The organism is Bifidobacterium sp. UTBIF-68 (assembly GCF_006408855.1).
GTDB lineage: Bacteria > Actinomycetota > Actinomycetes > Actinomycetales > Bifidobacteriaceae > Bifidobacterium > Bifidobacterium reuteri.
Window position 1 is genome coordinate 1 of sequence record NZ_JFAN01000004.1, and the last position, 25,806, is coordinate 25,806.

At 59.3% G+C, this 25,806-nt stretch carries 29 protein-coding genes; 8 read left to right on the plus strand and 21 right to left on the minus strand.

Translation table 11 applies throughout. The features are described from left to right. Positions 1 to 147: 147 nt before the first annotated feature. Entirely contained in the window at positions 148 to 543 is a 396-nt protein-coding gene (locus BW14_RS01160; protein ID WP_044090251.1) for a hypothetical protein, read from the plus strand. A gap of 157 nt (positions 544 to 700) precedes the next feature. On the opposite strand, the gene BW14_RS01165 is transcribed toward BW14_RS01160, so the two are convergent. The 14 genes from BW14_RS01165 to BW14_RS01230 all read right to left on the minus strand — a co-directional run bounded on the left by BW14_RS01165 (position 701) and on the right by BW14_RS01230 (position 12,568). Further along, entirely contained in the window at positions 701 to 1,096 is a 396-nt protein-coding gene (locus tag BW14_RS01165) for a hypothetical protein (RefSeq protein ID WP_258186026.1), read from the minus strand. Positions 1,097 to 1,116: 20 nt separating this feature from the next. Beyond that, entirely contained in the window at positions 1,117 to 1,749 is a 633-nt protein-coding gene (locus BW14_RS01170; RefSeq protein WP_044090250.1) for a MerR family transcriptional regulator, read from the minus strand. Positions 1,750 to 1,826: 77 nt separating this feature from the next. Next, complete coding sequence (locus BW14_RS01175) at positions 1,827 to 2,270, minus strand: FHA domain-containing protein (RefSeq protein ID WP_044090249.1); 444 nt, start codon at positions 2,268 to 2,270, stop codon at positions 1,827 to 1,829. 6 nt (positions 2,271 to 2,276) lie between these two features. Beyond that, on the minus strand, positions 2,277 to 3,098 hold the full coding sequence (locus BW14_RS01180) for a DUF881 domain-containing protein (protein WP_140489137.1): 822 nt from the start codon (positions 3,096 to 3,098) through the stop codon (positions 2,277 to 2,279). A 1-nt stretch (position 3,099) separates the two neighbouring features. Further along, complete coding sequence (locus tag BW14_RS01185; protein ID WP_044090247.1) at positions 3,100 to 3,432, minus strand: small basic family protein; 333 nt, start codon at positions 3,430 to 3,432, stop codon at positions 3,100 to 3,102. Further along, positions 3,432 to 4,409: a DUF881 domain-containing protein gene (locus BW14_RS01190; RefSeq protein WP_140489138.1), complete on the minus strand. Its 978-nt coding sequence runs from the start codon at positions 4,407 to 4,409 to the stop codon at positions 3,432 to 3,434. Before BW14_RS01190 ends, BW14_RS01185 begins: the two co-directional genes overlap by 1 nt. Continuing rightward, complete coding sequence (locus tag BW14_RS01195; RefSeq protein WP_140462731.1) at positions 4,399 to 5,016, minus strand: CDP-alcohol phosphatidyltransferase family protein; 618 nt, start codon at positions 5,014 to 5,016, stop codon at positions 4,399 to 4,401. Before BW14_RS01195 ends, BW14_RS01190 begins: the two co-directional genes overlap by 11 nt. A gap of 14 nt (positions 5,017 to 5,030) precedes the next feature. Next, on the minus strand, positions 5,031 to 5,882 hold the full coding sequence (hisG, locus tag BW14_RS01200) for an ATP phosphoribosyltransferase (protein WP_140489139.1): 852 nt from the start codon (positions 5,880 to 5,882) through the stop codon (positions 5,031 to 5,033). A 180-nt stretch (positions 5,883 to 6,062) separates the two neighbouring features. Continuing rightward, entirely contained in the window at positions 6,063 to 6,344 is a 282-nt protein-coding gene (locus BW14_RS01205; protein ID WP_258186018.1) for a phosphoribosyl-ATP diphosphatase, read from the minus strand. 99 nt (positions 6,345 to 6,443) lie between these two features. After that, the gene (gene rpe / locus BW14_RS01210; protein ID WP_044090242.1) at positions 6,444 to 7,112 is read right to left on the minus strand and encodes a ribulose-phosphate 3-epimerase; all 669 of its coding nucleotides are present in this window, start codon (positions 7,110 to 7,112) and stop codon (positions 6,444 to 6,446) included. 63 nt (positions 7,113 to 7,175) lie between these two features. Further along, positions 7,176 to 8,108, minus strand: coding sequence for a prolipoprotein diacylglyceryl transferase (lgt, locus tag BW14_RS01215; RefSeq protein WP_044090241.1), 933 nt, complete (start codon positions 8,106 to 8,108; stop codon positions 7,176 to 7,178). Positions 8,109 to 8,308: 200 nt separating this feature from the next. Beyond that, positions 8,309 to 9,178 carry a tryptophan synthase subunit alpha gene (trpA, locus tag BW14_RS01220; protein ID WP_044090240.1) on the minus strand — a complete coding sequence of 290 codons (870 nt, stop codon included), beginning with the start codon at positions 9,176 to 9,178 and terminating at the stop codon, positions 8,309 to 8,311. 214 nt (positions 9,179 to 9,392) lie between these two features. Next, entirely contained in the window at positions 9,393 to 11,480 is a 2,088-nt protein-coding gene (locus BW14_RS01225; protein WP_044090239.1) for a bifunctional indole-3-glycerol phosphate synthase/tryptophan synthase subunit beta, read from the minus strand. A gap of 107 nt (positions 11,481 to 11,587) precedes the next feature. Then, positions 11,588 to 12,568, minus strand: a complete 981-nt coding sequence (locus BW14_RS01230; protein ID WP_081886586.1) for a deoxyribonuclease IV — start codon at positions 12,566 to 12,568, stop codon at positions 11,588 to 11,590. 196 nt (positions 12,569 to 12,764) lie between these two features. Between BW14_RS01230 and BW14_RS01235 the strand changes: the two genes are divergently transcribed. The 3 genes from BW14_RS01235 (at position 12,765) to BW14_RS01240 (ending at position 15,081) form a co-directional block, all read left to right on the plus strand. Next, positions 12,765 to 13,130, plus strand: coding sequence for a phage holin family protein (locus BW14_RS01235; protein WP_044090238.1), 366 nt, complete (start codon positions 12,765 to 12,767; stop codon positions 13,128 to 13,130). A gap of 194 nt (positions 13,131 to 13,324) precedes the next feature. Beyond that, on the plus strand, positions 13,325 to 13,468 hold the full coding sequence (locus BW14_RS11830; protein ID WP_156100223.1) for a hypothetical protein: 144 nt from the start codon (positions 13,325 to 13,327) through the stop codon (positions 13,466 to 13,468). Between the two features lie 197 nt (positions 13,469 to 13,665). Beyond that, on the plus strand, positions 13,666 to 15,081 hold the full coding sequence (locus BW14_RS01240; RefSeq protein ID WP_140489140.1) for an MFS transporter: 1,416 nt from the start codon (positions 13,666 to 13,668) through the stop codon (positions 15,079 to 15,081). A gap of 210 nt (positions 15,082 to 15,291) precedes the next feature. On the opposite strand, the gene BW14_RS01245 is transcribed toward BW14_RS01240, so the two are convergent. The 5 genes from BW14_RS01245 to BW14_RS01265 all read right to left on the minus strand — a co-directional run bounded on the left by BW14_RS01245 (position 15,292) and on the right by BW14_RS01265 (position 20,330). Further along, a complete protein-coding gene (locus BW14_RS01245; RefSeq protein ID WP_044090236.1) occupies positions 15,292 to 15,720 on the minus strand; it encodes a hypothetical protein in 429 nt (142 codons plus the stop codon). A 246-nt stretch (positions 15,721 to 15,966) separates the two neighbouring features. Further along, a complete protein-coding gene (locus BW14_RS01250; protein WP_044090234.1) occupies positions 15,967 to 16,236 on the minus strand; it encodes a DUF4160 domain-containing protein in 270 nt (89 codons plus the stop codon). After that, a complete protein-coding gene (locus BW14_RS01255; RefSeq protein WP_140462728.1) occupies positions 16,229 to 16,450 on the minus strand; it encodes a hypothetical protein in 222 nt (73 codons plus the stop codon). The genes BW14_RS01250 and BW14_RS01255 overlap by 8 nt, the downstream gene beginning before the upstream one ends. A 66-nt stretch (positions 16,451 to 16,516) precedes the next feature. Next, entirely contained in the window at positions 16,517 to 16,960 is a 444-nt protein-coding gene (locus BW14_RS01260; protein ID WP_044090232.1) for a VOC family protein, read from the minus strand. Positions 16,961 to 17,075: 115 nt separating this feature from the next. Next, entirely contained in the window at positions 17,076 to 20,330 is a 3,255-nt protein-coding gene (locus tag BW14_RS01265; RefSeq protein ID WP_181162262.1) for a DEAD/DEAH box helicase family protein, read from the minus strand. 283 nt (positions 20,331 to 20,613) lie between these two features. Here BW14_RS01265 and BW14_RS01270 point away from each other — a divergent pair, with 283 nt between their 5' ends. The 3 genes from BW14_RS01270 (at position 20,614) to BW14_RS01280 (ending at position 22,897) form a co-directional block, all read left to right on the plus strand. Further along, on the plus strand, positions 20,614 to 21,249 hold the full coding sequence (locus BW14_RS01270) for a GNAT family N-acetyltransferase (protein WP_044090231.1): 636 nt from the start codon (positions 20,614 to 20,616) through the stop codon (positions 21,247 to 21,249). A gap of 172 nt (positions 21,250 to 21,421) precedes the next feature. Next, positions 21,422 to 21,673 carry a helix-turn-helix domain-containing protein gene (locus BW14_RS01275; protein ID WP_223847870.1) on the plus strand — a complete coding sequence of 84 codons (252 nt, stop codon included), beginning with the start codon at positions 21,422 to 21,424 and terminating at the stop codon, positions 21,671 to 21,673. 3 nt (positions 21,674 to 21,676) lie between these two features. After that, the gene (locus BW14_RS01280) at positions 21,677 to 22,897 is read left to right on the plus strand and encodes a type II toxin-antitoxin system HipA family toxin (RefSeq protein WP_044090230.1); all 1,221 of its coding nucleotides are present in this window, start codon (positions 21,677 to 21,679) and stop codon (positions 22,895 to 22,897) included. Positions 22,898 to 23,060: 163 nt separating this feature from the next. Here the strand turns inward: BW14_RS01280 and BW14_RS01285 are convergent, their stop codons facing one another. Beyond that, complete coding sequence (locus BW14_RS01285; RefSeq protein WP_223847869.1) at positions 23,061 to 23,888, minus strand: SOS response-associated peptidase; 828 nt, start codon at positions 23,886 to 23,888, stop codon at positions 23,061 to 23,063. A gap of 255 nt (positions 23,889 to 24,143) precedes the next feature. Between BW14_RS01285 and BW14_RS01290 the strand changes: the two genes are divergently transcribed. Next, positions 24,144 to 25,313: an ATP-binding protein gene (locus BW14_RS01290; protein WP_202962221.1), complete on the plus strand. Its 1,170-nt coding sequence runs from the start codon at positions 24,144 to 24,146 to the stop codon at positions 25,311 to 25,313. Between the two features lie 56 nt (positions 25,314 to 25,369). On the opposite strand, the gene BW14_RS01295 is transcribed toward BW14_RS01290, so the two are convergent. Beyond that, positions 25,370 to 25,669, minus strand: coding sequence for a DUF2316 family protein (locus tag BW14_RS01295; protein ID WP_044090228.1), 300 nt, complete (start codon positions 25,667 to 25,669; stop codon positions 25,370 to 25,372). Between the last annotated feature and the right edge of the window lie 137 nt (positions 25,670 to 25,806).

Below are 25,806 nucleotides of genomic sequence, written 5' to 3' on the forward strand. Positions count from 1 at the left end.
CATATTACTCTCCATCTGCAAGAAACCGACGGTCTTCTTTTCTGAGAGAGGGAGACCGTCGGTTTCGTCAAAAACTGGAGGACCAGTGAAGTCGCGGAATAGTCCGATGATGGATGTGACTCTCGACTCTATCGGAAAGGCCGCTGAATGAATCCCATCCTCCGCAACCTGATTGTCGAAACGCTGGTCGTCATCCTCTTGGGAATATTGCTCGCCGCACGCATCGCTCCGGCCGAAATCGCATTCCCATCCGTCATCATCGTGGGAATCGCCGCCATATTCAACGCCATCATTCTCGTCGTGGGGCCGTCCACCGGCGAGGGCGTGGTACGACGGACGGATGACACCGGCAGGTATGACGAACCGGTGCACGGCTCCGAAATCGCGCTGACAGACGGCCGAACAGTCGAGGTGAAATGGAACGACATAACCCCGAACGGCAACAGAATCAACGACCTGCCGGAGGGGACCCGCGTATGGGTCTCGTATTGGAAGCGCCCGATCTTCGGTGACATCATCGGAGCCGTGAAGGTGCTTGGATAGCGCAGGTCTCGCATGTAAAAGCCAGCCGAGCCAACATTGCACGGCACCCAACCTGTTGCAGATCACCACAATACATTTATATGTCAGATAGTTTATATGCCAGATAGGCTGTACGTCATCTGTTCTTAAACCAATCTGACATAACGTACATTATCGGCTATTTGTCACTGTTTTTATTTCCGTGCACAGCCAAGCCCAACCGCCGATCCATTTCGGTCTCCATCGCGTTATGCGCCTGCAGATACATGACCAGAATCTCAAGCATCACCAGCACGATGACGATGATCGCGCCAATTAACGCGTTTTGCTCATAGAATTCACGCACATCGATGTCCATCATGCCGGCGGTCAGCGCATAGACAGGAAACGGCACGATGGCCATCGCAAACGACACGACATGCGCCGCGACCATCGTCCAGCTGACCGGATACACCGGCGGACGGCGCAGTCTGGAGACGAACAGATGTCCACGAAGAATCGTCAACGCAATGATGTTCAGCGCCATGACCACAGCGATAATCCACAGCAAAGCAGGCAACAGCTCGATGAGCATCGTCGTCACAAGCGTCTCCTTCAGGCGGTTTCGCGCTGTAGTCTGCGCGCTTCGAGTTTCTTGCGCATGCGCATGGCGGTCAGTTCATCGATCGGACGGTTCATGGTGATTTTCATCGGCTGCGCCTCGAGATCAACATAATCCTCATGTTCCAAAGCTGCTTCAATCTGATGCCATAGCGAGCCTACGGACACGGCAAACACCGCCTTGCCGCTTTGCAGCAACTCCAGCATCTGCTCGCTGGTGGTGCATTCATGCACATGCTGGCCATCGCACATGATGGTCACATTGGCCAGTTGCACGGTGCTTCGCTGCGAGAGAAATCCTATGGCTGCGGTCACGTTCTGCAAGTTGACCCCGGCATCGAGGAGCCTTTTGGAGACAGCGAGAATGACCACGTCCTTGAACGAATACAGCCGTCGTGAACCGGAGCCATGCGATGGCGTAATCGACGGTTCCACAATCTGCTTTCTCGCCCAATAATCAAGCTGACGATAAGTAATGCCAGCGATTTTCGAGGCTACGGTGCCACGATATCCACGCTTAGCTTCCTGCGTGTCGGTGCTGGAGAATAACTCCCCCTGAATCGCCTCATCGTTCAAGTTCTCACGCTCCTTGAGCGGAATATGAAGATGCAAACCGATTGCTCCCATCGCACGCTCCTTGGCTTACACTGGCGGAATCACACCGAGCGATCCCGAATCCAGTGTAAGCCAAGGTCAAACGGCGTTCATTGGGAGATAACGGCGGATTTGGTGAAGAACATGAGACGGAACTTGCCGATCATGATTTCATCGCCGTTTTTCAGCACAGCCTGGTCGACACGTTGACGATTCACATACGTGCCATTCAGGCTTCCTGCGTCGATAACGGAGAAATGCCCATTGGCACGGCGGAACACGGCATGCTGACGGGACACGGTGGAATCGTCAAGCAGGATGTCGGCTCGCGGGTCGCGGCCGACGGTAATCTCATCCTCGTCAAGCAGGTAACGGGAACCGGATACCGCTCCCCTGGTGGAAATCAACAGGGCCGTTCCATCGGAAAGGCGTGTGATCGTATCCAGATCCTCCTGTGTCAGCGGACGGTCGCCGGTGGAGGTAACGGGCAATACATTGATTGCAGGCAAACCGATGATGGTGGTTTCGCCTGCGCTTGGAATCGGATCAGTCATAACTCCTCATTCTACAGTCTTCGCATACTGATTTTGCGTAGCTTCACGAACTTCGTCTATCACGATGTTATCGGAGGATTGCACTTCGACATTCGCACCGTATTTCACCTGCAATTGAGCACCTACTCCCCCGGCGATGTCCACTGCATTGGACAGTTCCTGCGGATTGCCGATGGCCTTGACGGTGTAAGGCGGTTTGATGGAGGTTCCGTCACAGATCAACCCATCATCGGCGTCGGCGATATACGTCGACGCGACCACGCGCACGCTGTCCACCGCAATGACTTCAGCACCGGCGTTGCGCAACTCCTCGATGAGGTTGAACATGATCGAAGCATCGACTTTGGCATCGGCCCCCCGGCTGATGGACACCGTGACGCCCCTGCCTCGAGCAGGCAGTCTGCCGGAGATCAGGCCACTGGCCTCCTCGTTCTGCTTGGCGATCTTACGCGCCTGCTCCTGCTCATCCGCGGCTGATTTCAGCGACTCAAGCTGATTGGACAATTGCGTCTTGCGCTGCTCCAGATTGGAGATCTGCGTGTTCGATTCGTTGAGCAGACGAACCAGCTCGTTCTCGTCCAATGTCTCATACGTCGATTTAGTGTTGTTGATCTGGCTCATGTACGTGAATCCCAGCAACGCGCACATCAGCATGATGAGGATGGATGTGATCAAACGTGACCTGTTCGCGTGGCGGTTGAGATCCGCACGCGGCTTTCTGCGCACCTTGGGGAACGAGCCGGTTTCCATCCTGTCGTTGACTTTGTCCTGCGCATGCTGATCCCGCATTTTCTCCAGCATGTTATGCGATTGCGATCTGCGCGCCATGTCAGCCTCTGAAGATGAAACGCCTGATGGCAGACACATTCGAGAAGATACGAATGCCAAGCACCACGATGACGGCGGTCTGGAGCTGCGATCCAACACCGAGCTGATTGCCGAGGAACACCAGCAGCGTGGCAGTGACCACATTGGCGAGGAAGGATATGACGAACACGCGATCGGAGAAGCTGCGTTCGAAATAGGCACGTGCGGCACCGAGCAAGGCATCCAGGGCGGCGATCACCATGATGGGCAGGTACGGCTGCACAACTACGGGTATGTCCGGCTTGACGAACACGCCGACAACAACACCGATAATCAGACCCAGAACGGCTGCCATCACTGATTCCTCTCCGCATACTGAACATCGCCAGCAACTGCTGCTTTCAGTGTAATCGAGTTGGATGTGCTGACTTGAGGATAGATACCGGCTTTTTTGAATGAATCGTAAAGACTTTTCAATTTGGCGCTACCCATCTGCTCGGCCAACTCCGATTTGTTTCCTATCGCCTCGATGCTGTAGGGGCTTTCGATGGCAGTCATTCCAATGAGAATATGACCGCCAGCCTTGCGTATGGATGTCTGCGCCCCTATGCGATTGCCGTTGATGGAAATCGCTTCGGCGCCGTTACTGAACATCAAGGAGACCAGTTGCTGCAAATCAAGGTCAGTGACGACGCGGATATTACTGGTGGTTCCCACACGATTCGATGTGGATTGGTCAGCCTGGCTTGCCGCGATAGGGTCAGCCAGCGTCATGGTGATGCCAGGACCGGTGACCGCGACGGTGCCATTGACCAGTTCGTCTTGGATCAACGTGTCGCTTTTCACGTTGCCGGTAACCTTCTTTGACTGCTGGTCGACCTGAGACTTCAGGTCATTGACGTCGGCGGACAATTGCGTGATGGTATCATTACGGTTCTCAAGCTGGTTCACCAGAGTCTGTCGCACCTGCTTGCGGGGATCGGACTGCAATTGCTGCACGAACAGGCTGCCGGCAAAGCCCACAACAACGCAAATCACAAAGACAATGACGCGATTGGCCCAAAACGCAAACGTGGAACGATGCTCATGGACCAACCTCGAATCCGAGAACATGGGATCCATCGGCCTGTTGACCAAGTCGTCGATCAAACGTAGGGAATCGTCGTCGGTCTTTCGCCGGCGACGTGTACGGATCGCGGCGACATCGTCAGGAGACAGGGCATGATGGGAATCGATGCCGGACACCGAGGCGGAGAATACGGCGCGCCGATGAACCGGAGCGTTCTCTTCCGATATCGGGAAGGATTCCGGTGCAATCGGATCAGGCGCCATACTTCTCCCCCAGTTCTTTGCGCAATAACGTGACGCCTTGACGGGTATAGATGTAACCGGCTAGCCAGTACATGGCCAGCCCCCAAATTCCGGCGGCAAGCGCCGCGAGATACAACGTGTGGAAGAACTGGCTGCTGCCCAGATCGGCGATGATAAGCGACACTATGGATATCATCAACAGCGCGGTGCCGGCCTTGCCCACAAAATGCACCGGCAACGGCCCGTATCCATATTGGGCGAGCCAGACAACCTGAATCGCCATCCACAGGTCACGGATACCGACCACCACCAGCATCCACATCGGTATGATTCCCGCAATGCCGAGTGCAAGGATGGAGCAGAAGATGAGCAGACGATCGGCCAGAGGATCGAGAATCTGACCGATCTTGCTGACTTGGTTGAATTTGCGCGCGATGATACCGTCGACACCATCAGAAGCCGATGAAACGGCAATCAGCGCCAAAGCCTCGATCATGCTGTGGCGCGATATCAATGCGGTGATGAAGGGAATCGAAATGATCCTCAGTGCACTGATCAGATTCGGTACGGTGAAATAAATATCACGCGCTTCCGGACTGTATTGCGTATCGGTGTTCTGCTGTGACATGGCGGAAGACAGGTCTAGATGCGTGATGCCTGCAACGCGGTGACGATGATGCCGCGTGCGCCGACTTCATACAAATCATCCATCAGCTGGTTCACCTTGGCCTTGGGCACCATGACGCGCACGGCATTCCACTGCTTGTCGTGCAACGGAGAGATGGTCGGGCTTTCGAATCCCGGGGTCACCGCCACTGCGGCGGAGACCTTGCTGATCGGGATGTCGTAGTCCATGAGCACGTACTGGTGCGCGGTGAGCACGCCGCGCAGACGGCGAGACAGGACCGCCAGACGCGGGTCGTCGGTATCAAGGCGCGGGGAGCGGATGAGGCAGGCTTCGGAGTGCATGAGCGGTTCGGCGAAGATGCGCAGGCCGGCGTTGCGCAACGTGGTACCGGTGGAGACCACGTCGGCGATGAGGTCGGCCACACCAAGTTGCACTGAGGACTCTACGGCACCGTCCAAATGGATGGTCTCGGCTTGAATGCCGTGATCGGTCAGATAGTCCTGCACGAGCTTGTCGAATGTGGTGGCCACGCGCTTGCCCTGGATGTCCTCAAGCTTGGAGATCGGCGACTCGTTCGGCGCGGCGAAGCGGAAGGTGGAGGCTCCGAAGCCGAGCGGCAGATGCTCGATGGCCTCGGTGCCGGAGTTCTTGAGCAGATCCTCGCCGGTGATGCCGACATCGATGGCGCCATGGCCCACGTACACGGCGATGTCCAGCGGGCGCAGATAGAACAGCTCGATGTCGTTGTCCGGGTCCTGGACGACGAGCTGGCGCGGATTGGTGCGCAGACGGTATCCCGCCTCGGCCAGCATGTTCCATGCGGGTTCGGACAGCATGCCCTTGTTCGGAACGGCGATTCTCAGCATTGGTACTCCTCTCCCCCTATGGGAGTTTCTGTTTGTTACAGATCGGATGCGTGGCTCATACGGTATATCAAATGTCGACTATTTCGCTGATGGATCCCGGCGGATGAATCACTCATCTGACGGGAGCTTCCGCCGAAACCCATAACCCTTCTTCCAAGGGATGCACAGCCGACCGGAACGTCACAGGTGCTTGTAGACGTCCTCGAGGGTCAGACCATGCTTAATCATCATCACCTGAACGTGATAGAGAAGCTGGCTCATCTCCTCGGCGGTGCGGTCGGCACCTTCATACTCGGCGGCCATCCAGGTCTCACCGGCTTCTTCAATGATCTTCTTGCCGATGAAATGGGTCCCCTTGTCCAACTCCTCGACGGTCAACGAACCTTCGGGACGGGTCTTGGCCTTTTCGCTCAGCTCAGCGAACAACGATTCAAACGTCTTCATATGTGTAACTGCTTTCATTGAATCCGACAGACATGCCATGCCATTGTCGGCTGTCGCACACGATGAGTCAATCCTCATCTCAAGTACGCGACAGCCGACATGGCATGCATTCCGTGTTCAGTCCTTGTATGCGGCCTCGGCCTTGACGCGGATGTCGTCGATGGCCTGGGCGGGGTTTTCGGCACCGTATACCGCGGAGCCCGCCACCAGCACGTCGGCTCCGGCCTCGGCCACGATGTGCGCGGTCTTGGGGCTCACGCCGCCATCCACCTGAATGCGAGTCTTGAGGCCACGGCGGGTGATCTCGTCACGCAGGCGACGCACCTTGGCCATCTGGTTGTCGAGGAACTTCTGACCGCCGAAGCCGGGCTCCACGGTCATGATGAGAACCATGTCGAACTCGTCGAGGATGTCGAAAATCGGTTCGACCGGTTCGGCCGGACGCACGGCGAAGCATGCCTTGCAGCCCATGTCGCGCAGCTGGCGGGCCAGCCGCACGGGGGCGTGCGTAGCGCCCATGTGGAAGGACACGGAGGCGGCGCCGAGCTTGGCGTACTCAGGTGCCCAACGGTCCGGGTCCTCGATCATGAGGTGCACGTCGACCGGCAGGTCGGTGACCTCGCAGATGCGCTTGACGATCGGCTCGCCCAGCGTGAGGTTCGGTACGAAATGATGGTCCATCACGTCCACATGGACGAGGTCGGCGTTGGCGATGGCCTTGAGGTCTCGCTCAAGGTTGCAGAAATCGGCGGACAGAATGCTGGGTGCGATTGCGATCTTGCTCATGGTTTCCTACCTTATCTTCCAAATGGGACTTGCCCTGTTATTTCATGGAGTATGGGATTCGCGTTAACGCTTCTTTTGCCTGCTCTTCTCCTCTTCGATGCTTTGGCGTTCGAGCTCGTCGGCGGTGACCGCCTGGAGTCTGCGCGCCAGCACCTGCGCATCGGAGCCGTGCTGGTAAAGCACAACGAAGAGGATGCAGCCGAGGACGAATACGATGATGGCGGTCCATACGTTGGTTCTGAGGCCCAGAATCACGGTGGAGTAGTTGATGCGCACATTTTCGATCCACGTGCGGCCGAGGCCATACCACATCATGTACATGGCGAACTGCTGGCCCGCCTTGAGCCGGTCGGCAAGTTTCTTGCCCAGATACACGATGAGGGCCGCGCCGATGAGGTTCCAGATCATCTCATAGAGGAACGTGGGGTGGAACAGCGTGGTGGTGTAATCCGGGCATTGCGAGCCGTCGTAGCAGATCTCGGACTTGCCGATGGCGTCGGCGTCATTGAGTTTCAGGCCCCAGGGCAGCGTGGTGGGCCATCCGTACAACTCCTGATTGAACCAGTTGCCGAGGCGCCCGATGGCCTGCGCGACCAAGAGTGCCGGTGCGATGGAATCAGCGAAGATGGCGAACGGGTAGCCGCGGTGCCGGCACCACAGGTACGCTGCCAGCGCGCCCACGGATATGCCTCCGAAGATGGCCATGCCGCCTTCCCAGACCTTGAGGATGTTGACCAGGTTGCCGGTGGGCGGGAAGTACATGCTCGGTGTGGTGATGCAGTGGTACAGACGGGCGCCGACCAAAGCGCAAGGCACGGTGACCAGCGTGGTGTCGAGAATCTGGTCGAAGTTGCCCCCGTACCGCTTCCATCGAGTGGTGAGAATCCACACGGCAACGCAGATGCCGATGAGGATGCAGATCGCGTACATGTGGATGGTGAATGGGCCGACCTGGAATTTGGAGAAGGTCGGCGAGGGGATATAAGCCAGATTCATGCTGCCTCTACTTGCTGGAGTTGCCGGACTTGCTGGTGCCGCGTCTCACATGGTTTGACCTGATGTTGCGTGCACCACCCTACCGCGCGGTGCGCACCATGACTGTCAGGATGATGCGCGGGCATGATGCATGCTGACATGCGACACGCCCAGTGCGCGCCGCATGTCAGGCAAATGTGTATGCCGACGCGCCCGGCGCATCAACGGGCGTTGTGGATGCCTTCGGCCAGTTCCTCGCTCTTGGCGGCCAGCAGCTTCAGGCCTTCGGCGGTGTCGCGCGCGGTCCTGTTGTCGTCCGCGAGCAGCGTGTGCACCAGCGCGGAGCCGACGATTACGCCGTCCGCGTAGGAGCCCACCTTGGCGCCCTGCTCGGCGGTGGACACGCCGATACCGACGCACACGTTCTCGGCGCCGGCCTTGCGGGTGCGCTCCACGAGCACCTCGGGAGAGGCGTCGAGATGCGCGCGTTCACCGGTGACGCCCATGCGGGCGGCCGCGTACACGAAGCCGCGGGCGTTCTTCGCCACCGTCTCGAGACGTTCGTCGGCCGAATCCGGGGAGACCAGGAAGACGCGGTCGAGGCCGTGGCGGTCGGAGGCCTCGATCCACTCGCCCGCCTCGTCCGGGATGAGGTCCGGAGTGATGAGGCCCGCGCCGCCGGCGTTCTCGAAGTCGGTGGCGAAACGCTCCACGCCGTAGTGGTAGATGAGATTCCAGTAGCTCATGACGAGCGGCACGCCGCCGGCGTTGGCCACCGTCTCTACGGCCTCGAACACGCGCTTGATGGTCTCGCCGTTCTTCAGGGCGATGGAGGACGCGGCCTGGATGACCGGGCCGTCCATGACCGGGTCGGAGTAGGGCAGGCCGATCTCGACGGCGTCGACGCCGTGCTCCACCATCGTCTTCAACGCTTCGAGCGAGACATCCGGGTTCGGGAAACCGTAGGGCAGGTAGCCGATGAAGGCGGGCTTGTTGGCGGCCTTAAACTTGGCGAACATAGCCTCGGTCTGGCTGGGCTTGTGGCTGATGCCCAACGGCTGTCCGGAAGGCGTGGTTGCAGTATTGGTCATATTCGTAAATCTCCTTATTCGTTCCCCTTGGCACCCCTGTGGGAAGCGCCGCGCAACGTAGCGATTGGCTTGCTATTCCCCGGTTCGGGAAACGGCAAACAGAGGACCTCTTATGGTTTGCTCTGGCTCCCCTCTCTGAGGGGAGCTGTCACGAAGTGACTGAGGGGAGCAATCGACGGTCTGTAGTTATTCCGCTATTCCGTTATTCCGCGCCTCACGCGACGGTGTTGCCGTGTGCGCCGGTCACCTCAAGGGCCTTGGCCTGGTCGTCGGTCAGGTAGCCGAACCACTTGCCGGCGGTGGCCATGTCCTTGTCGCCGCGGCCGGAGATGTTGATGATCATCACGGCCTTGTCGTAGCCCTTGGCCTTGAGATCGGCAGCGGCCTTGTATGCGCCGGCCACGGCGTGCGAGCTCTCGATGGCGGGGATGATGCCTTCGGTCTGGCTCAGGTCGCGGAAGGCGTTCATGGCCTCCTCGTCGGTGGCCCAGCTGTAGTTCACGCGGCCGATGTCCTTGAGCCAGGCGTGCTCGGGGCCCACGGAGGCGTAGTCAAGGCCGGCGGAGATGGAATACGTGTCGAGCGTCTGGCCCTCGTCGGTCTCCAGCAGGTAGCTCTTGGCGCCCTGGAACATGCCGAGCTGGCCGGTGCCGGGCGCGAAGCGGATGGCGTGCTTGCCGGACTCGGGGCCGTTGCCGCCGGCCTCGTAGCCGTAGAGGTTCACGCGCTCGTCGTCGAGGAAGGCGTTCATCACGCCTATGGCGTTGGAACCTCCGCCCACACAGGCGCATACCGCGTCCGGATGGTCGATGCCGTACCAGTCCTGAAGCTGCTGCTTGGCCTCCTCGCCGATGATCTTCTGGAAGTCACGCACCATGGCAGGGAACGGGTGCGGGCCCGCGACCGTGCCGAGCAGGTAGTGGGTGTCCTTGACGTTGGTGACCCAGTCGCGTAGGGCCTCGTTGATGGCATCCTTCAAGATGCGGTCGCCGAGCGTGACCTCGACCACCTCGGCGCCGAGCATGCGCATACGGGCCACATTGAGGGCCTGACGGCGGGCGTCGATCTGGCCCATGTAGATGCGGCACTTGAGGCCCATCATCGCGCACACGGTGGCGGTGGCCACGCCGTGCTGGCCGGCGCCGGTCTCGGCGATCACGCGGGTCTTGCCCATGCGCTTGACGAGCAGAGCCTGGCCGAGCGCGTTGTTGATCTTGTGCGCGCCGGTATGGTTCAGATCCTCGCGCTTGAGGAAGATGCGGGCGTCCAGACCGGTCTTGTCCTTGATGAGCTGGGCGAAGCGCGGCGCTTCGGTCAGCGGGCTCGGACGGCCCACATAACGCTGCTGCAGGGTCATGAACTCCTTGTGGAATTCGGGGTCGGCCTTGGCCTCATTGTAGACGCGCTCGAGCTCGTCCAGCGCGGTGATGAGGGCCTCAGGCACGTAGCGGCCGCCGAACTGTCCCCAGTACGGTCCCTGATGCTCGCTCAACGGGGTGGATTCGGATGCTTTCACTTGTGCTCCTGCCTTTACTAGTCGTTCCACTGCAAGTTCATGATCGTCGGCCGTGGCCACGCCCTCTCCCACCAGCACGGCGTCCGCGCCGGCGCGGCCGTAGTCCTCGACTTCGACCGCACCGAACACGCCGGACTCCGCCACCTTGATGACGTCGTCGGGCAGGTCGGCGGCCAGCTCGTTGTATTTGTTCACGTCCACGCGCAGGTTCTTGAGGTTGCGCGCGTTGATGCCGATCACCTTGGCGCCGGCTTTACGGGCGCGTTCGATCTCCTCGCGGGTGTGCGCCTCCACGAGTACGGTCATCTTGAGCTCATGTGCGAGGTCGAGCAGATGCTTGAGCTTCTCGTCATCCAGCGCGGCGACGATGAGCAGCACAAGATCGGCGCCGTGGGCGCGGGCCTCATAGACCTGGTAGTCGGTGATGATGAAGTCCTTGCGCAGCAACGGGATGTGCACGGCGGCGCGGACCTTGTCGAAATCGTCGAGGCTGCCGAGGAACCTGCGACCTTCGGTGAGCACGGAGATCGCGCTTGCGCCGCCCTGCTCGTATTCGCGGGCCAGCGCGGCAGGGTCGGGGATGTCGCTCAAGTGGCCCTTGGACGGGGACGCGCGCTTGATTTCGGCAATCACCGGGATACCGTCAGCGCGCTTGAGCCATCGCATCGCGTCGATTGGGGCCGGGGCCGCCAGCGCGGCCTGCTTCACTTCCTCCAGCGACACGGTACGCTCGCGGGTGTGCTGGTCCTCCAGCGCGCCCGCCACAAGTTCGTCCAAAACCGACATGATTCTCCCTTTGTTGCTGGTCGATCATGCGACACTCTAGGTCACCCTCTGGCCGATGGGCCTTGTGCGTCCTATATTTTGGGCGTTGCTGTCGGGGTGATCACCGGCTACCGCTGCACCAGCGAGCGCAGCAGCGCGATCTCCTCGCGATGCGTGTCGGGCGTGAGCTCCTTGGTTTCGAGGATCATCGGCAGACGCGCCATGTCTGGGTCGTTCACAAGCCGCGTGAAGAACGGGATGCCGAGATGGCCTTCGCCGATGTTGGCGTGGCGGTCCTTGTGCGAGCCGAGCCCGAACTGGGAGTCGTTCACATGGATGGCTTTGACCTTGTCGAGCCCGATGATGTCGTCCAACTGGCGCTTGACGCCGTCGTAGTCGTTGACCAGATCGTAGCCGGCATCCAGCACATGGCAGGTGTCGAATGTGACGCCGATGTGCTCCTTGTTCTCGACGCCGTCGATGATTGCGGCGAGTTCCTCGAAGCTACGGCCGCACTCGGTGCCCTTGCCCGCCATCGTCTCCAGCAGCACCATGACGCCGCTCGCCCGCTCGAGCACGCGGTTGAGCCCCTCGCTGATCAGACGGCAGCCTGTCTCGGCGCCTTGGCCCACATGCGCGCCGGGGTGGATGTTGATGTACGCCTCCTGCCCCACCTCGCGAATCGGCGTCAGCAGCTCAATGTCTTCGGCCAGCGCCTCGATGGCGAACGTGCGCTTGGTCTCCTCTTTGCTGGCGAGATTGTAGACGTAGGGCGCGTGGACGACCAGCGGCCCGCAGTGCTCGGCCTTCAGTCGCGCGCCGAACTCCCCAGCCTGCGCCGGGTCCAATGCCTTCGACTGCTTGCCGTACGGGGAGCGCGGGAAAAACGCGAACGCGGACCCGCCCTCCTCATGAGAGCGCTTAATCAGCGCGTCCCATCCGCCGGCCGTGGACAGGTGCGAGCCGACGAGCAGACCCGTCGTTGTCGTAGTAGCCGCGGTCGTTGCTGTCGGTTCCGTCGTTATAGTTGCCGTCGTTGCCGTAGCAGCAGTGGCCGTTCCCGTTGTTTTCGTCGGTATCGCTGTCGTCGTTCCCGTTGTTTCCGCCATTTCCGATCCTCACTCCCCTGAAGTCTTCCCTGGATGGTCCGCCGGGTTCCGGCGGACCATCCGTACTCCGTCTCCGTCCTCTTGCCAGGCCCGCAACCGGGCCCGCGAACGGTCACCTTCCGCATTGTACGGCGTCGCCCTTCGGTGTGCGGCATCATCACATTCCGCTGACATTTGAACTGGAAGAATCGAAAGCATGAAGCAATTCATCTCCCATTGGCTGGTGCTGACCGTTGCGGCGGGCGTCATGGTCGCCGTGCTGCCCGGCATGGAGGCGGTGGGCGAGCCGCCGATTCTCGGCATCGCCGCGTTCTCCCTGTTCATGGCGCTAATCAACGCATCCATCAAACCGGTGATCCACATGCTCGCTCTGCCTATCTCCGTGCTGACGCTGGGGCTGTTCGCGTTGGTGCTCAACTGGATGTTCATGGAGCTCGCCTCGTGGCTGGCCCTCTCCCTGTTCGACGTGGGCGTCATCATCCACGGGTTCTGGTGGGCGGTGCTCGGCTCACTCATCATGGCCGTCGTCTCCGGCATCGTCGGCTCGATCATCGGCGAATAGGCGGCGTCCGTTCCGCTGAGTCGGCATTCCGGCGTCTCCCCCGGTCGACGGGACAGACGCTTGCGGCCGGATGTGCGCAGCCGGGTGTGCGTTGCGCGCGCTCCGATAGGATTCCCGCCGGGTAGCACGCGTACGACGTGGGTCGGGGGTCGGGATCATCGCCGTTGGGCATGTCTCGCCGCCGACGGTATACAGTGGATACCGGAACAGGTGGCGGCGCATGGAGCCGTCATCCCGGCTCCGACGCCGCATGCTGGCGCACCGACGCGCCTGCCATGCCCGACCGTTGCAAAGGATCGCTCATGTACCTCGTTCTGGAATCGTTCGCATACGACTAATGCGGTTCGGACCGGCTCACCGCCCCATCCGTTCCTCATGCCTCGTGGCCGTACAGATTGCAGCCGCGACATGCCGTTATGCGAATATTCCAGACATCACCCCGATCATCCATACGAATCTGCGTCGCAGACTCTTCACGTTTTCTCGCGCGCGCTCGCCGGATTCCGTTCGGGGCTGACACACGAAACGAGTCACCATGAACGCCGATAATTCTTCCTCGTCCCCGCGGTCTTCACAGCTTCCGCATCCCTCGTCCTCCCCAGTCCCGACTGTCCCGCCGAATCCGGCGTCAGGGCACGATCGCTCAGGCACGGCCGTCCCGCCGACATCCCGCTCACTATGGCGCAGCCGCGCCTATCGCGACTGGTTCGCGGCCGACACCGCCGACGGGTGCGCGGTCAGCCTGCGCACGTTCTCCATACCGCTGGTCGGCCTTGCGCTCTCCGGCTCGCCGTTCGTGGCGGGTCTGCTCGTCACCGCGGAATCGGCAATCGGGCTGGTCCTGATGTCGTTCGGCGGCGCGATCGCAGACCGGCATGACCGGCGCCGTCTCATGATCGCCCTCGGCCTGATCGGACTGACGCTGTCCGCCGTCGCGACCGGCATGCTCGCATCCGGCACGATGACCACGCTCGCATTCGCCGTGTTGGTCGTCCTGTTCGCCGTCACGAACGGACTGCTGGGACCATCCAACGACGCGATGCTCAAATCGATCGTGCCGATGGAACGGTTCGCCAAGGCGCAGGCCATTCGCGAGGCGCGCGAATCCTGCGTCGAACTGTCCGGCGGAGTGATTGGCGGGTTGCTGTACCGGCTCGCCGGATGGCTCCCGTTCCTCGTCTCCACCATCCTGTACGGCATCGCCTCGGCCACGGCGTTGCGACTGCCGAAGCGCACTGGTGCGGATGGAATCAAGGCCGTCGATGCCGCGGCAACGTCGCCGGCGATGCCCACGGTGACGGCCACATCCGGCGACAATCCGTCGTTTCTTACGCAGTTCATTGAGGGCTGGCGTTGGACGCTGACCCGGCGTGTGATCCTCGCAGCCATCGTGCAAGGCGCAATCATCAACGTCGCCTGCGTGGGAAGCATCGTCGGCGTGCAGATCATGCTCGCTGCGCGTGGCACCGACGCCGCGCTCATCGGACTGGTCGGCACGGTGACCGGCATCGCCGCGTTCGCCGGGTCGCTGGCCGCCGGATGGCTGGTAGACCACGTCCCCACCGGCGGGATCATCATGCTCACGTTCGCCGTGCTGACGGCTGCGATGATCCCGCTGCTGTTCACCGACTCCTACGCCGTGATCGTCGTATGCCTGGCCGCGCCGGCCCTGCTGTTCCCCGCGCTGAACGCCGGCGAACTCGGGTTCATCTACGGGCGCACGCCGGACGACATGCAGGGACGCGTCTCCACCGTGTTCGAGACGACAGTCGGCGTGCCCGGCGCGCTCGCCCCGGCGCTCGTCGGATGGCTGCTGCAGGCTCCCGGGTTCGGATTCCGCGCGGTCATGATGTTGGTCGTCGTGTGCTCGGCCGCGGGCCTCGTGCTCGCCTGCATCACCGCGACCAGGACCATCCCGCTGCCTGAGCATTGGAGCCAGGTCGAACTGTGATTTTCGCTCACGCCGCAATGGCGGTGTAACACCTTCATGATGTAGGGATTGGCCCACGATGTAGGGAATGTCCCATGATGTAGGGAATGTCCCATGATGTAGGGACGGAAAATGGCTTGTTTCCGCCATTTTTTGAAAACGCCTCCCTACACGGTGGGCAAATCCCTACACCGTGGGATACACTGTGGGCCCTCGCCGGCCCTCCGTCGGTCACACCAGAGGCCGGCGAGCGTCCAGCTCGCAGATGATGCCGGTCTCCTTGCGAATCCATTCGACTGCCTGCAACGCGGCAAAATTCCACAGTGCGTATGGCATGCCGCCGAAGTTGGGATGCTCGGCCCAGAAGGTCAGATTGTCGCTGTAGGCGGTGAGTGTGTCGCCCTCGGAGGCCGGCATCGTGGCACGGTACAGCTGATCGGCCAGTGCCGCGACGAATTCCTGCGCGGCGCCCAACGTATCGATGAGATGCTGGTCGGCGGTAGGCGGCGGGCCTACAATCTCCCATGATTCGACATCCGCGGCGTCCCAGTGGACGTTCTCGCCATCCACCTTTCGCTCGATCGTTACGAACAGTCGGGCGAACTCGTCCGAGGTCAGTCCGGTCACCCTGCGGCGGGTGGACAATTCGATCGGTGTCACATAGCCCTCCTTCTGTGGTTATTGCTCCGCTCGTACGGTAATTGCCGCACTTGCACGTGTGATGAGGCGAGCCATCATATGCTTGCTGCCATCCATCGGACATATTCCCATATCGCATGACCAGCTCATGGCCATCGCACACCAACACCGCGGGCTGCATGAACTATATGCGCAACATCACCACTGACATATGACGTTCATGCGATTGATCTCCATGGAGGTGATGATTGCTGCTTATCAGTAGCGTTACTTATCGAAGTGACAGTTGCCGAAGAAGCTGCGCCACGCCTGCACGAAACCATTCCAGTTACGACGTATGTACAGCTGGATTTTCCTGGTCGTCTTGGCGTCAAGTGTGGTTGAATCCACAACCACATCGCCATCGGCGGTCAACACAAACCTGGCGAGCCGATACGAGTTGTTGCGCTTGATGTGAAAGTGCACGCCGTGGCCGCCGTCATTGCTGGTCACATAGAACTCGTATCCGGCGACGTCTTCAAACCAGATTTCAGGCATATTCGCGATCTACTTCACGAGCATCCTCCACGAACGGGTAGGAACGCTTGAAATAGCCTTCCACCAAAGGAAGCGATTCGGAAGGGAACGTGTTGCTCCTCACGGAGCCGTCATTGTTGAACACAATCTTAAACCCGGTCGCCGGCTCAGTGACCGTGACCGTCTTCGCCGTGTATCCCAAGCGAAGACCATTGGCCTCCAAAAGGTTACTCATACCAATCTTCGCCATAATGCCTCCGACCACAATGTACGATTCCGATTCCGCACCACAACTTCCCACTCATTCTACGCCCGCATCAATATGGCCGTCGCCGAACCATCCGGACCAGTCGACGACCGCTTCGATGTTGTTGCCATCCGGGTCCAGTACGAACGCCGAGTAATAGCCGGGATGATAGGGGCGCGGCCCTGGAGCGCCGTTGTCCTGGCCTCCGGCGGCGAGCGCGGCGGCGTGGAATGCGCGGATGGCATCGATGCTTGGGGCGAGGAAGGCGATGTGGGTGACGGGTGAGACCGTTTCGGTTCCGTCATGGCTGTGGCTGGTTGCGTCGGCGTCCGTCGGCGAGAGGTAGAAGTCGGAGTGGAGGGTGCCGTCGTTCACGCCGAATCCGAGCGTCGACTCGTGATGCGCCTTGACGATGTAGCCGAGTGGGGCGAGCGCCCGTGTGTAGAAGTTGACGCTGCGTTCGATGTCCGTCACATGTAGGGTGATGTGGTCCAGCATGTGCGCAACGGTACGCGCTTCGGCTGCAGTCCGCTTGCTTCCGGTCGTGCCGTGGACATGTGCCGGCGTTTGCACATCGGCTAAAGGGCTGATACGAACGTGGGCGGAGGATGAGTCAGTGGGTGACGGCGAGCGTATGTCCTGTTTCCTGGTGGAGGTTGGCGGCGACCGTGGCGTCGATGAACCGTAGCGAACAGTCGTCCGGTTTGGGGTTGCCCAACGGTTCGATGGTGCCGAACCAGACGAGGGCTTCGTCGAAGATGACAAATTCGCTGCAGGATTCGACGGCGTGCACAGTGCATCCCAGCGCGCGGAGCCTGTCCATGTTGCGTTCGGTGCGGGCGCGCGAGGCCGGTGTCGCCGTGGACGAGAGGCGTACGGTGACGTCGACTTTTACTCCCCTGCCGACCGCCTTGAGAATTACGTCGTCGACTTGTTTGATGGCGCGTTCCGATAGGTATCCGGCATGGATGGTCATCGTGTGCCCGCAATGATCGATGTCATCACGGAGCGTCTTGAGGAATCCCGCCGCGGTGATGACGGGCGTATCCTTGCCGGCATCCGTCTGCGTCAGACTCGCCTTGCGCTGCATCAACGCCTTCGTCTTGGCCTGTCGCATCGCGCAGGTCCGGTCCTCTTCGGACAGCAGTGGCTCATATCCTTGCGCCAAATATGCCTTCAATCGTTTGCGATACATGCCAGTGGCCATGGGCACGGTCGCATCGATATAGTCGTAGACGCGTACCTCACATTTGCCATCATTGTCGCGGTGCAGACGCCCCACGTATTGGGTGACGGCCGCTTCCACGGACACCGGAGCGGCGAGCAGAAGCGTATCGAGCCGTTTCTGGTCGAATCCTTCGCCGATATAGCTGCCAGTCGCCACAACGACAAGACTCTCCCCCGGGGAAACATGGGCGAGCCGGTCCAGGTTGGCTTGTTTGGTTTTCTTCGGATCTGCGCCATAGAGAAGGATCACATGCGCACATCCGCGTGTTTGTAGCCCATCGGCGAGCGATTTGGCGTGTTCGATGCGTTTGGTGAGCAGAAGTGGCGTGCGGCCTTCGTCGATGATGTTCATGGCATCGTTGAGAATCATGGCGTTGCGTTCCTCATTGGCACATGCCGCTTCAAGATAGTCGTGATACGTGTATGGTTCGATGAGGTCGAGGTTGACGGGCGTGAATCGCGGAATGAACCGGCGTGTGAAGTGTTGCGAGGCCATCTGGTCTTTGACATCGACGGTGTACCGTACCGGCCCGCATTGCATGACGGCTATGGGATGCATGCCGTCGTCGCGTTTCAAGGTGCCGGTAAGTCCATAGACGTATTTGGCGGTGGCTGCTTGTGCGATGGCTTCGGTGTCGATGGAGGCGACGTGGTGGCATTCGTCGAAAATCACCATGCCGTAGTTCCTGACGAGGGTTTTGATGTGCTTGTCTCCGGGTACGTCGCCTTGTTCGAAGAGCGACTGTGCCAATGCAATGTCGATGATGCCGTTGGGTTCGTTTCGTCCACCGCCGATCTGGCCGATGACGCTGCGTTGCCGTCGGCTGATTCGTCCGGTTCTGGTTCGCAATGGCGGCAGTGTCGCTGTGACGTTGAGGAATTGTTCGAGCCGTTCCTTCCACTGACCGAGCAGTGCGGACGACCGTAGTACGATCAACGTGCTGGTTTTGCGTTTGGCGATGAGATCGGCTGCTATCACGGTTTTACCGAAGCCGGTTGGCGCGATGAGGATGCCGTTGTCATGTGCGAGCAGGGCTTTTGCGGCGGAGATTTGCTGTTTGTTGAGTGTGCCGGTGAATTGTGCGCGTATGCGTTTGCCCGCATTGCGTTCGTCCGTGCAGATCACTGTGGCTCCGGCCTCGCTCAGTAAGGTGGCCAGTGGATCTTTGCACCCACGAGGCAGTAGGATTGCAGCATCTGTTTCTTCGCCGCGATAGATAATGCGCGGCTTGTTGTATACGGGCTGGCGCATGGCCTGGGCTCGATAGAAATCCGGGTTGGCGAATGCCGCAAGTCGTCGTATCGTGTTGAGCGCGAGTGCCGTCATGCCGTTTTTCGGTATGACGAGCATGTTGCGCTCGACGATATCAACAGTTTCGGGGACATCCGTTGGAGTGAGCGTTCTGTGTTGTTTGATGGAATGATTCCCATTGAATTGGTCGAATATCACCTGCTGATAGGCGTTGTCATCCGGTCGCGTGTGCGTTGCGTCCGAATATGCAGGGGATTTCTTGGCCCAAGATTCCGCAGGTGGTCCTTCCCGGTTGAGACTGCCCAGCGGTCCTTCCAACGTTGAGGACAGGGAAGCGATGGCATGCACTTGCTCGGGCGTGATTCGCCTGATTGAGGCCAGATATGCCCACTGGTCCGGGTATGGCTCGAATCGTTCATCCACGAACACGCTGTTGCCTTTGTCCCTTGCCAAACGTTGCAGAGGCAGTGCGATTAGATTGCCGAAACCACCGGCGGGTAACGTGTTCTGGTTGGGAAACATACGATCGTATGAGCGGAATGTGATGTTCACCAGATCGGACGCTTCGGTGAGCAATACGTCTCCCATACGCCGGGCTTGAGCGGCTTCGACCTGTTCGGTGAAGAACAGCCATAGGTGTCCTCCGTCACCGGAGCGTGAACGTTCCATGGCCGGCGTCAACCCATGCTGCTCGCAGATACGTCGGGTCGCAGTGATCTCATCGCGCCAGCCGGCGTCGTCGAAATCGATGGCCAGAAACCAGACCTTTGACTCCTTGGACATCGGGTACAGTCCGACGACATTCGTCATCCTCATGTCTCGCTTGGTGAAATGCTCAAGCAATATCTGATCGGTCAGAGGTTTGCAACGACGCCGATCCGGCGGAGTGGGCACCCTTTTGCCATTCGGCAATGTGGTCCATTCATTCCATGCCGCCGGCGCATATCCGACCTTGCCGGTTTTCTGGCTCACGAATCCGTGCGCGTATACGTCGTCACGGCCGCGAAACAGGGAGCGGAATAATTGGATCTTCCGTTCGGGCGCACTGTGGGCATTGATTGATGACACAGATGCATCGGCTCGTTTGCCTTCAACGCTTTTTGAATCGTCTCCGCCGCGCGTGGATTCCATCCGTTGCAGCTCCTGCGCGTGGGTTCGTCGTTTATATTCGCATTTGCCAAGTCGCCAGTCGGCCTGTGACACGTACCGGATTTCACCCATGCTGATGCCTGTGATAGAACCGTTTTTCACGCGTAATTCGTTCGCGCTGGCGCCTTTGCCCTCACGATGGCACAGTATTACCGCAGGCGCGGTTCCACCGGCATGTTCGATGACATCGTCAAGGACGAAAAGCTGATCAAACAGTACGGCATATTCCGGTTCAGCCATATCAGCCGCGCTCCTTTGACCGACGGATTCATCTGTTACCCAACACGCTACCGTCGTGCCCAAACAACCGCCGACATTATCAGGACGGAACGGCCATTTCATTATTCGTGATGAATCCGCAATTCATGACCATCGCCAATGGATGTACATAATTGAGAGGATTTAGCTTTTTTCTCTCCCCCAGTCAGCTTCGCTGACAGCCCCCTCGTCAGAGGGGGCCAGCACCACTCAACCAATTACGATACAGACATAGGATCAAACCACTCCGTTGAAAGGCGCCGACATGAAGAGCATCCAGACCGAACGACTGCTGCTGCGCCCTTGGAAGGCGGATGACGCGGCCGAGGCGGCCTCGCTGTTCCGGTACGCCTCAGACCCCGAGATCGGGCTCAGCTGCGGATGGCCGCCGCACACCAGCGTCGAGGGCAGCATGAATGACATCCGGGGCATCCTCGCCGTGGAGAACAACTGGGCCATCACGATAAAGGGCGGCGACGCGTCCGGACCCGCCGCGGATAACGAGCCGGTGGGTAGCATCGCGCTCAAACCCGTCAGTCATTACACCATCGACGCGGTGACCGCCGGTCCGGAGCTCGGCGGGAGCTACTACGACACGTATCTCGGCGGCAATGCGCTGGAACTCGGCTATTGGATCGGCCGTCCGTTCTGGGGCAAGGGATATATGCCCGAGGCGTTGCGTGCCGTGCTCGGATACGCGTTCGACGATCTGCACGCGGAGGCGGCATGGGGCGGCCACTACCGCGAAAACACGCAATCCGGCCGTGTGATGGCCAAGTGCGGACTGACCGTCGTGACCGAATCGCAGCACGACTACTATCCGCTCATCGACCGTTACCACGACGACGTGTTCCGCATCATCACCGCCGACGGGTGGCGCGACGGCGCACCCGAGCAATAAACGATGCTACTGATATCATCGGGATTCCCTGTTCTCTGGTTGCGACTGTTCTCTGGTTGTGAAGAATAACATACAGTATACTATTGCTTATCCTCGTTTACATAGAAAATACTAATCGTAAAGAGACCGCATGAAATATGTGCCCACAACAGTGAGACGTGATTTGCGAATCATGGGGGAACGACTGTCTCAGCAGCGTCGTCTACTGTCGCTGACTGTCGCCGACGTGGCGCAACGCGCAGGAGTGAGCCCTACCACGGTGTCGAATCTCGAACAGGGAAAGCCGGTTCGCACCGACTCCTTGCTGAGCATTGCCCGCGTGCTTCAAATGGCGGATGCACTGGTATCGTCGTGTGACCCGTATTCGACCGACCTCGGCAGATTACGGGCCGGAGAGCAACTTCCCCAGCGGGTGAGGAGATAGATCATGTCGGCGAAAACCGTCGAGGCGACAGTCGCCGTCACATTGGAGAGTGGAGACGAGACTACGGCCGGGACCCTATACGCCACCGGGGATGACTTGTCATTCCGATATGACGCAGACTACATCCACCGACAGGATTCATTCGACCTGTTCCCATCCCTGCCGCGCTCACTGGCTCCGTTCTTCTTTTCAGGACTAGGACCGTTTTCGGATTCCGCCCCCGACCGTTGGGGACGCAAGATACTCGCCCGCAGTCTGAAGAGAATCCGCGTCAGCGAATCAGAATATCTGTTCGGCGTGAATGACCTGACCCGTCAGGGCGCCATACGGTACTGCATCGAGGGCAGGCCTGTGGCCGGCGATGAAGGAGTACCGGTCTTGGCCAATCTGCCGGAACTGCTGAACACCGCCGACGCCGTGGAACAGAATCGTGATGTCAGCGACGTCTCGCTGCGCAGACTTTACCGGGCGACTGGATCCTTGGGCGGCGCTCGCCCAAAGGCATCGGTGACAGATCAAGGTTCGCTGTGGCTCGCCAAATTCCCCAAACCCGACGGAGACGAATGGGACGTCATCGGCTGGGAGGCTGTCACGCTGGAAATCGCGTGTATGGCGAATATCGATGTGCCTGAGCATCAAACCTTGACCATCAAAGATGCTGATGGACGCAATCGAACGGTTCTACTTACCAAACGCTTCGACAGGAGACCCGCGCCATCAGCGGAGGCCATGACCAGAATCCCCTATATGTCGGCGCTGACCGCATTGGAATCGTCTGATGGGGTTGGTGGAGATTGGCTTGATTTGGCGGAATTCACCCGACGTTCGGGAGGTGATACCGGTGAGTTGTGGCGTCGGGCCATGTTCGGCGCGGCTATCGGGAATCTGGACGATCATATGCGCAATCATGGGTATCTGCGGTGCGGCAATGGCTGGAAGCTATCCCCCGCGTTCGATATGAATCCCGAACCGTATGATGCGGCGGTTCCGGATGTGCATCAAATAGCGCTTTTCGGCGACGCCGAAGTAAGTATGGGCAAACTGCTGACCGATGATTGCCTTGAGTTGTTCGGCGTTAGCCGAAAATATGCGGAACAATGGTCCAGAACACTGCGATCCGCACTGTCTCAGGCAGTGCCTCGAGCCGCCATGCGCCGCATTGACGCCCAGTCCATCAACCTAATGAGTGAACGTTTCTCTGCGGCGATTAGGTCGTTGGAATGACCAGCGGATTCATGAACGCAGCCGCTGTCCTGCTTGTCGACGGCTACTGTGACGTGTTCCGCATCATCACCGCCGACGGGTGGCTTTGCCTATGATGTGACCTTCGCTGAACGGTTTGTTTTGCTGCAATGAATGCGAGGATCGTATATCCGACATTCGATTGTCAGAACAGGGTCGGGGCCTCGGCTTGGACCAGCGGCCGTATGATGCGGCGACCGTCATCCGTTGGGGCGAACGGGGCGACCTCATGGAAGGCGAGCCGGCGCGAAAGCTCGGTCCCGTTCGATGCGAGGTCCGCGAGCAACGACGAGCCGTCGATCGAGCGGTCGAGCCATGCGCCGGTCATGTCTGAGGGGACGAGCACCGGCATGCGGTCGTGGACCGTCGCCGGCCCGTCCACCGCCGGGCAGGTGAGTATCGTCGCGGTCAGCATCCATGGAGACGCTTTTCTCGGCGGAATTGACGAAATCATCGGATTCAACGAACTTGACGAATCCGCCGCCGATACCGGCGACGTCGCCGAAGACGAACTCGCCCGCCACCAGGAGAACAGTCCGGCCATTGCCAGTGGTCTGTCGTCCGGCGCATGGAAATAGAACGGCCGTCGGCCACGGAACTCGTAGTATCCGGAAGCGGGGATGACGGCCCGCATCGATCTGGTCGACTCGGCGAATGTCGGCTTCGCCTCGGCAGATTCGATGCGAGCATTGTATGTCGGATACGTCAGGGCCGGGCCAGCGCTCCACGACGGCACCAGAGACCAGCGCGCACCGGTCAAATGGCGTCGGCCGTCCCCGCCCTGCGCCACGACCGCGATGGTTTGCCCGGGCCTGACGTTATATGACGGCCGTGGCAGCGAAGCGGCATCCGCGCCACTGTTGCCGCCGTCCTCGTTCTCACCCGCCTCCACACCGAATTGTTTCGCAACCGCGCCCCAATCCAAATCAGCCGCAAAGCACCTGCACACAGCGAGAAGCATATCATTCGGCATGGCAGGAGCTTGCCGCCGATCAATCCCGACGTGTTGCTTAGCATCATTCCATCAGTCAATCATGTCGAAATCGGCATCATAGAAGCACAATCACAATCAGATACGTTTAAGCACATGCTGTAATCCACTAAAGAATCGATTATAATCGATTCTATTAAACAATTGGTCAGATACATCAATCATACTTGATTTCATATGAGGAAGGGATTCACCATGATTGATAGACCTGCATATATGCAGCAAATACGTCCCTTCATGGGAAAGAACGTCATCAAAGTGCTGGTGGGAGCCAGGCGCTCCGGCAAATCGACGTTACTGGAGCTCATCCGGCAACGGCTAATCAGCGAAGGCGTTGCCGAACAATCCATGCTTCATATCAATTTCGAATCAAGCGAGTATGCCGGTATCGCGAACGCCGATGATCTCAATCAGTATGTCGCGAAACACATGGCAGGAACACAAGGTACTATTCGCCTGTTCTTCGACGAAATCCAAGAGGTCATTCACTGGGAGAAGGCGGTGCGTTCCTTCATAGTGGATTACGATGCCGATATCTATCTGACCGGCTCGAATGCACGCATGCTGTCCAGCGATCTCGCCACCTATATCACTGGCCGTTACATCACCATCGACGTATACCCGTTCTCATTCGCCGAATTCCTTGATGCGTTTCGTCAAGCAGCCGGCCCGGTCGATGAACGATCTGCGTTCCGCAGATATGTAGCCCAAGGTGGATTCCCCTTCCAGACCGATCTGGCCTTTGACGAGACGGCTTCCCTGCATTACCTCGAGGACCTGTTCTCGACCATACTGTTCAAGGACGTCATCCGGCACGCGGGGATACGAGATGCCGACTCACTGGAAAGGGTCATACGTTACGTCATCAGTGAGGAAGGACATCTGGTTACCGCCGCGAATATCGCCGCATACATGAAAAGCGAGCAGCGCAAAGTATCGGCCGAGACCATCGCCAATTATCTCAACGCCGCGAGCAAGGCATTCCTCATCTACCGTGTTCCACGCGAGGACACGATAGGCAAGCGTACGCTGAAAATTAATGAGAAGTATTACGTGGTCGATCAGGGACTGCGTCATGCCATTGGACTTAACAACGCAAACGCAATCGATCAGGTTCTGGAGGGCATCGTCTACATGGAGCTCAGACGCCGTGGCTATGACGTTCGAGTCGGCAAAATCGCCGACAAGGAAATCGATTTCATCGCGCGTCGAGGAGACGATCTTTCCTACTATCAGGTCTCGTATCTCCTCGAATCACAGCAGACCGCTGACCGAGAATTCGGCGCATTCGATGGCATTCGTGATAACTGGCCCAAATATGTGCTGAGCATGGATGAGTTTCCTCAGACACGAGACGGTATCCAAGGAATGAACATCATTGACTGGCTACTTTCCAATAATCGGTGACGGTGGCTCAGCGAATCTCATACTGCAGGCCATGCCATACAACAAGCGGATAACAGCTAATCCAGCCGGTTCGCGTCGATGACCCGGTCGTCGAGGAACCAGTAGTCGTGCGGGTCGCCGCGCAGGGCGGTGAACGGCACCAGCGTCACGCCGGCTGCGGCTGCCTTGTCCAGCAGGTATCCGCGCACGATCCACGGATACTCCAGCACTCCGGTGCGCAGGTCGATGATGCGTTCGATGGTCTGGCCACTGACGCCGAAGTCCGCGCCGATCTGGTCGGCGGTCAGGCCCAGCAAACGCATGTTCTCACGGAATTCGCGGATGGTGTTCGCGCGCTGTTCACTGGTCAATGACATGATTCCACTCCCCTCGCAACAATGACGTTTCCCACGATAGTCACGACAGGAACCCGTGAGGATGCTTCCGTGTGGGCTTTGGCCAACAGCGAATGCCAAGGTACGGCAAAATCACGCCATACCTGTCCGCCAAGAGC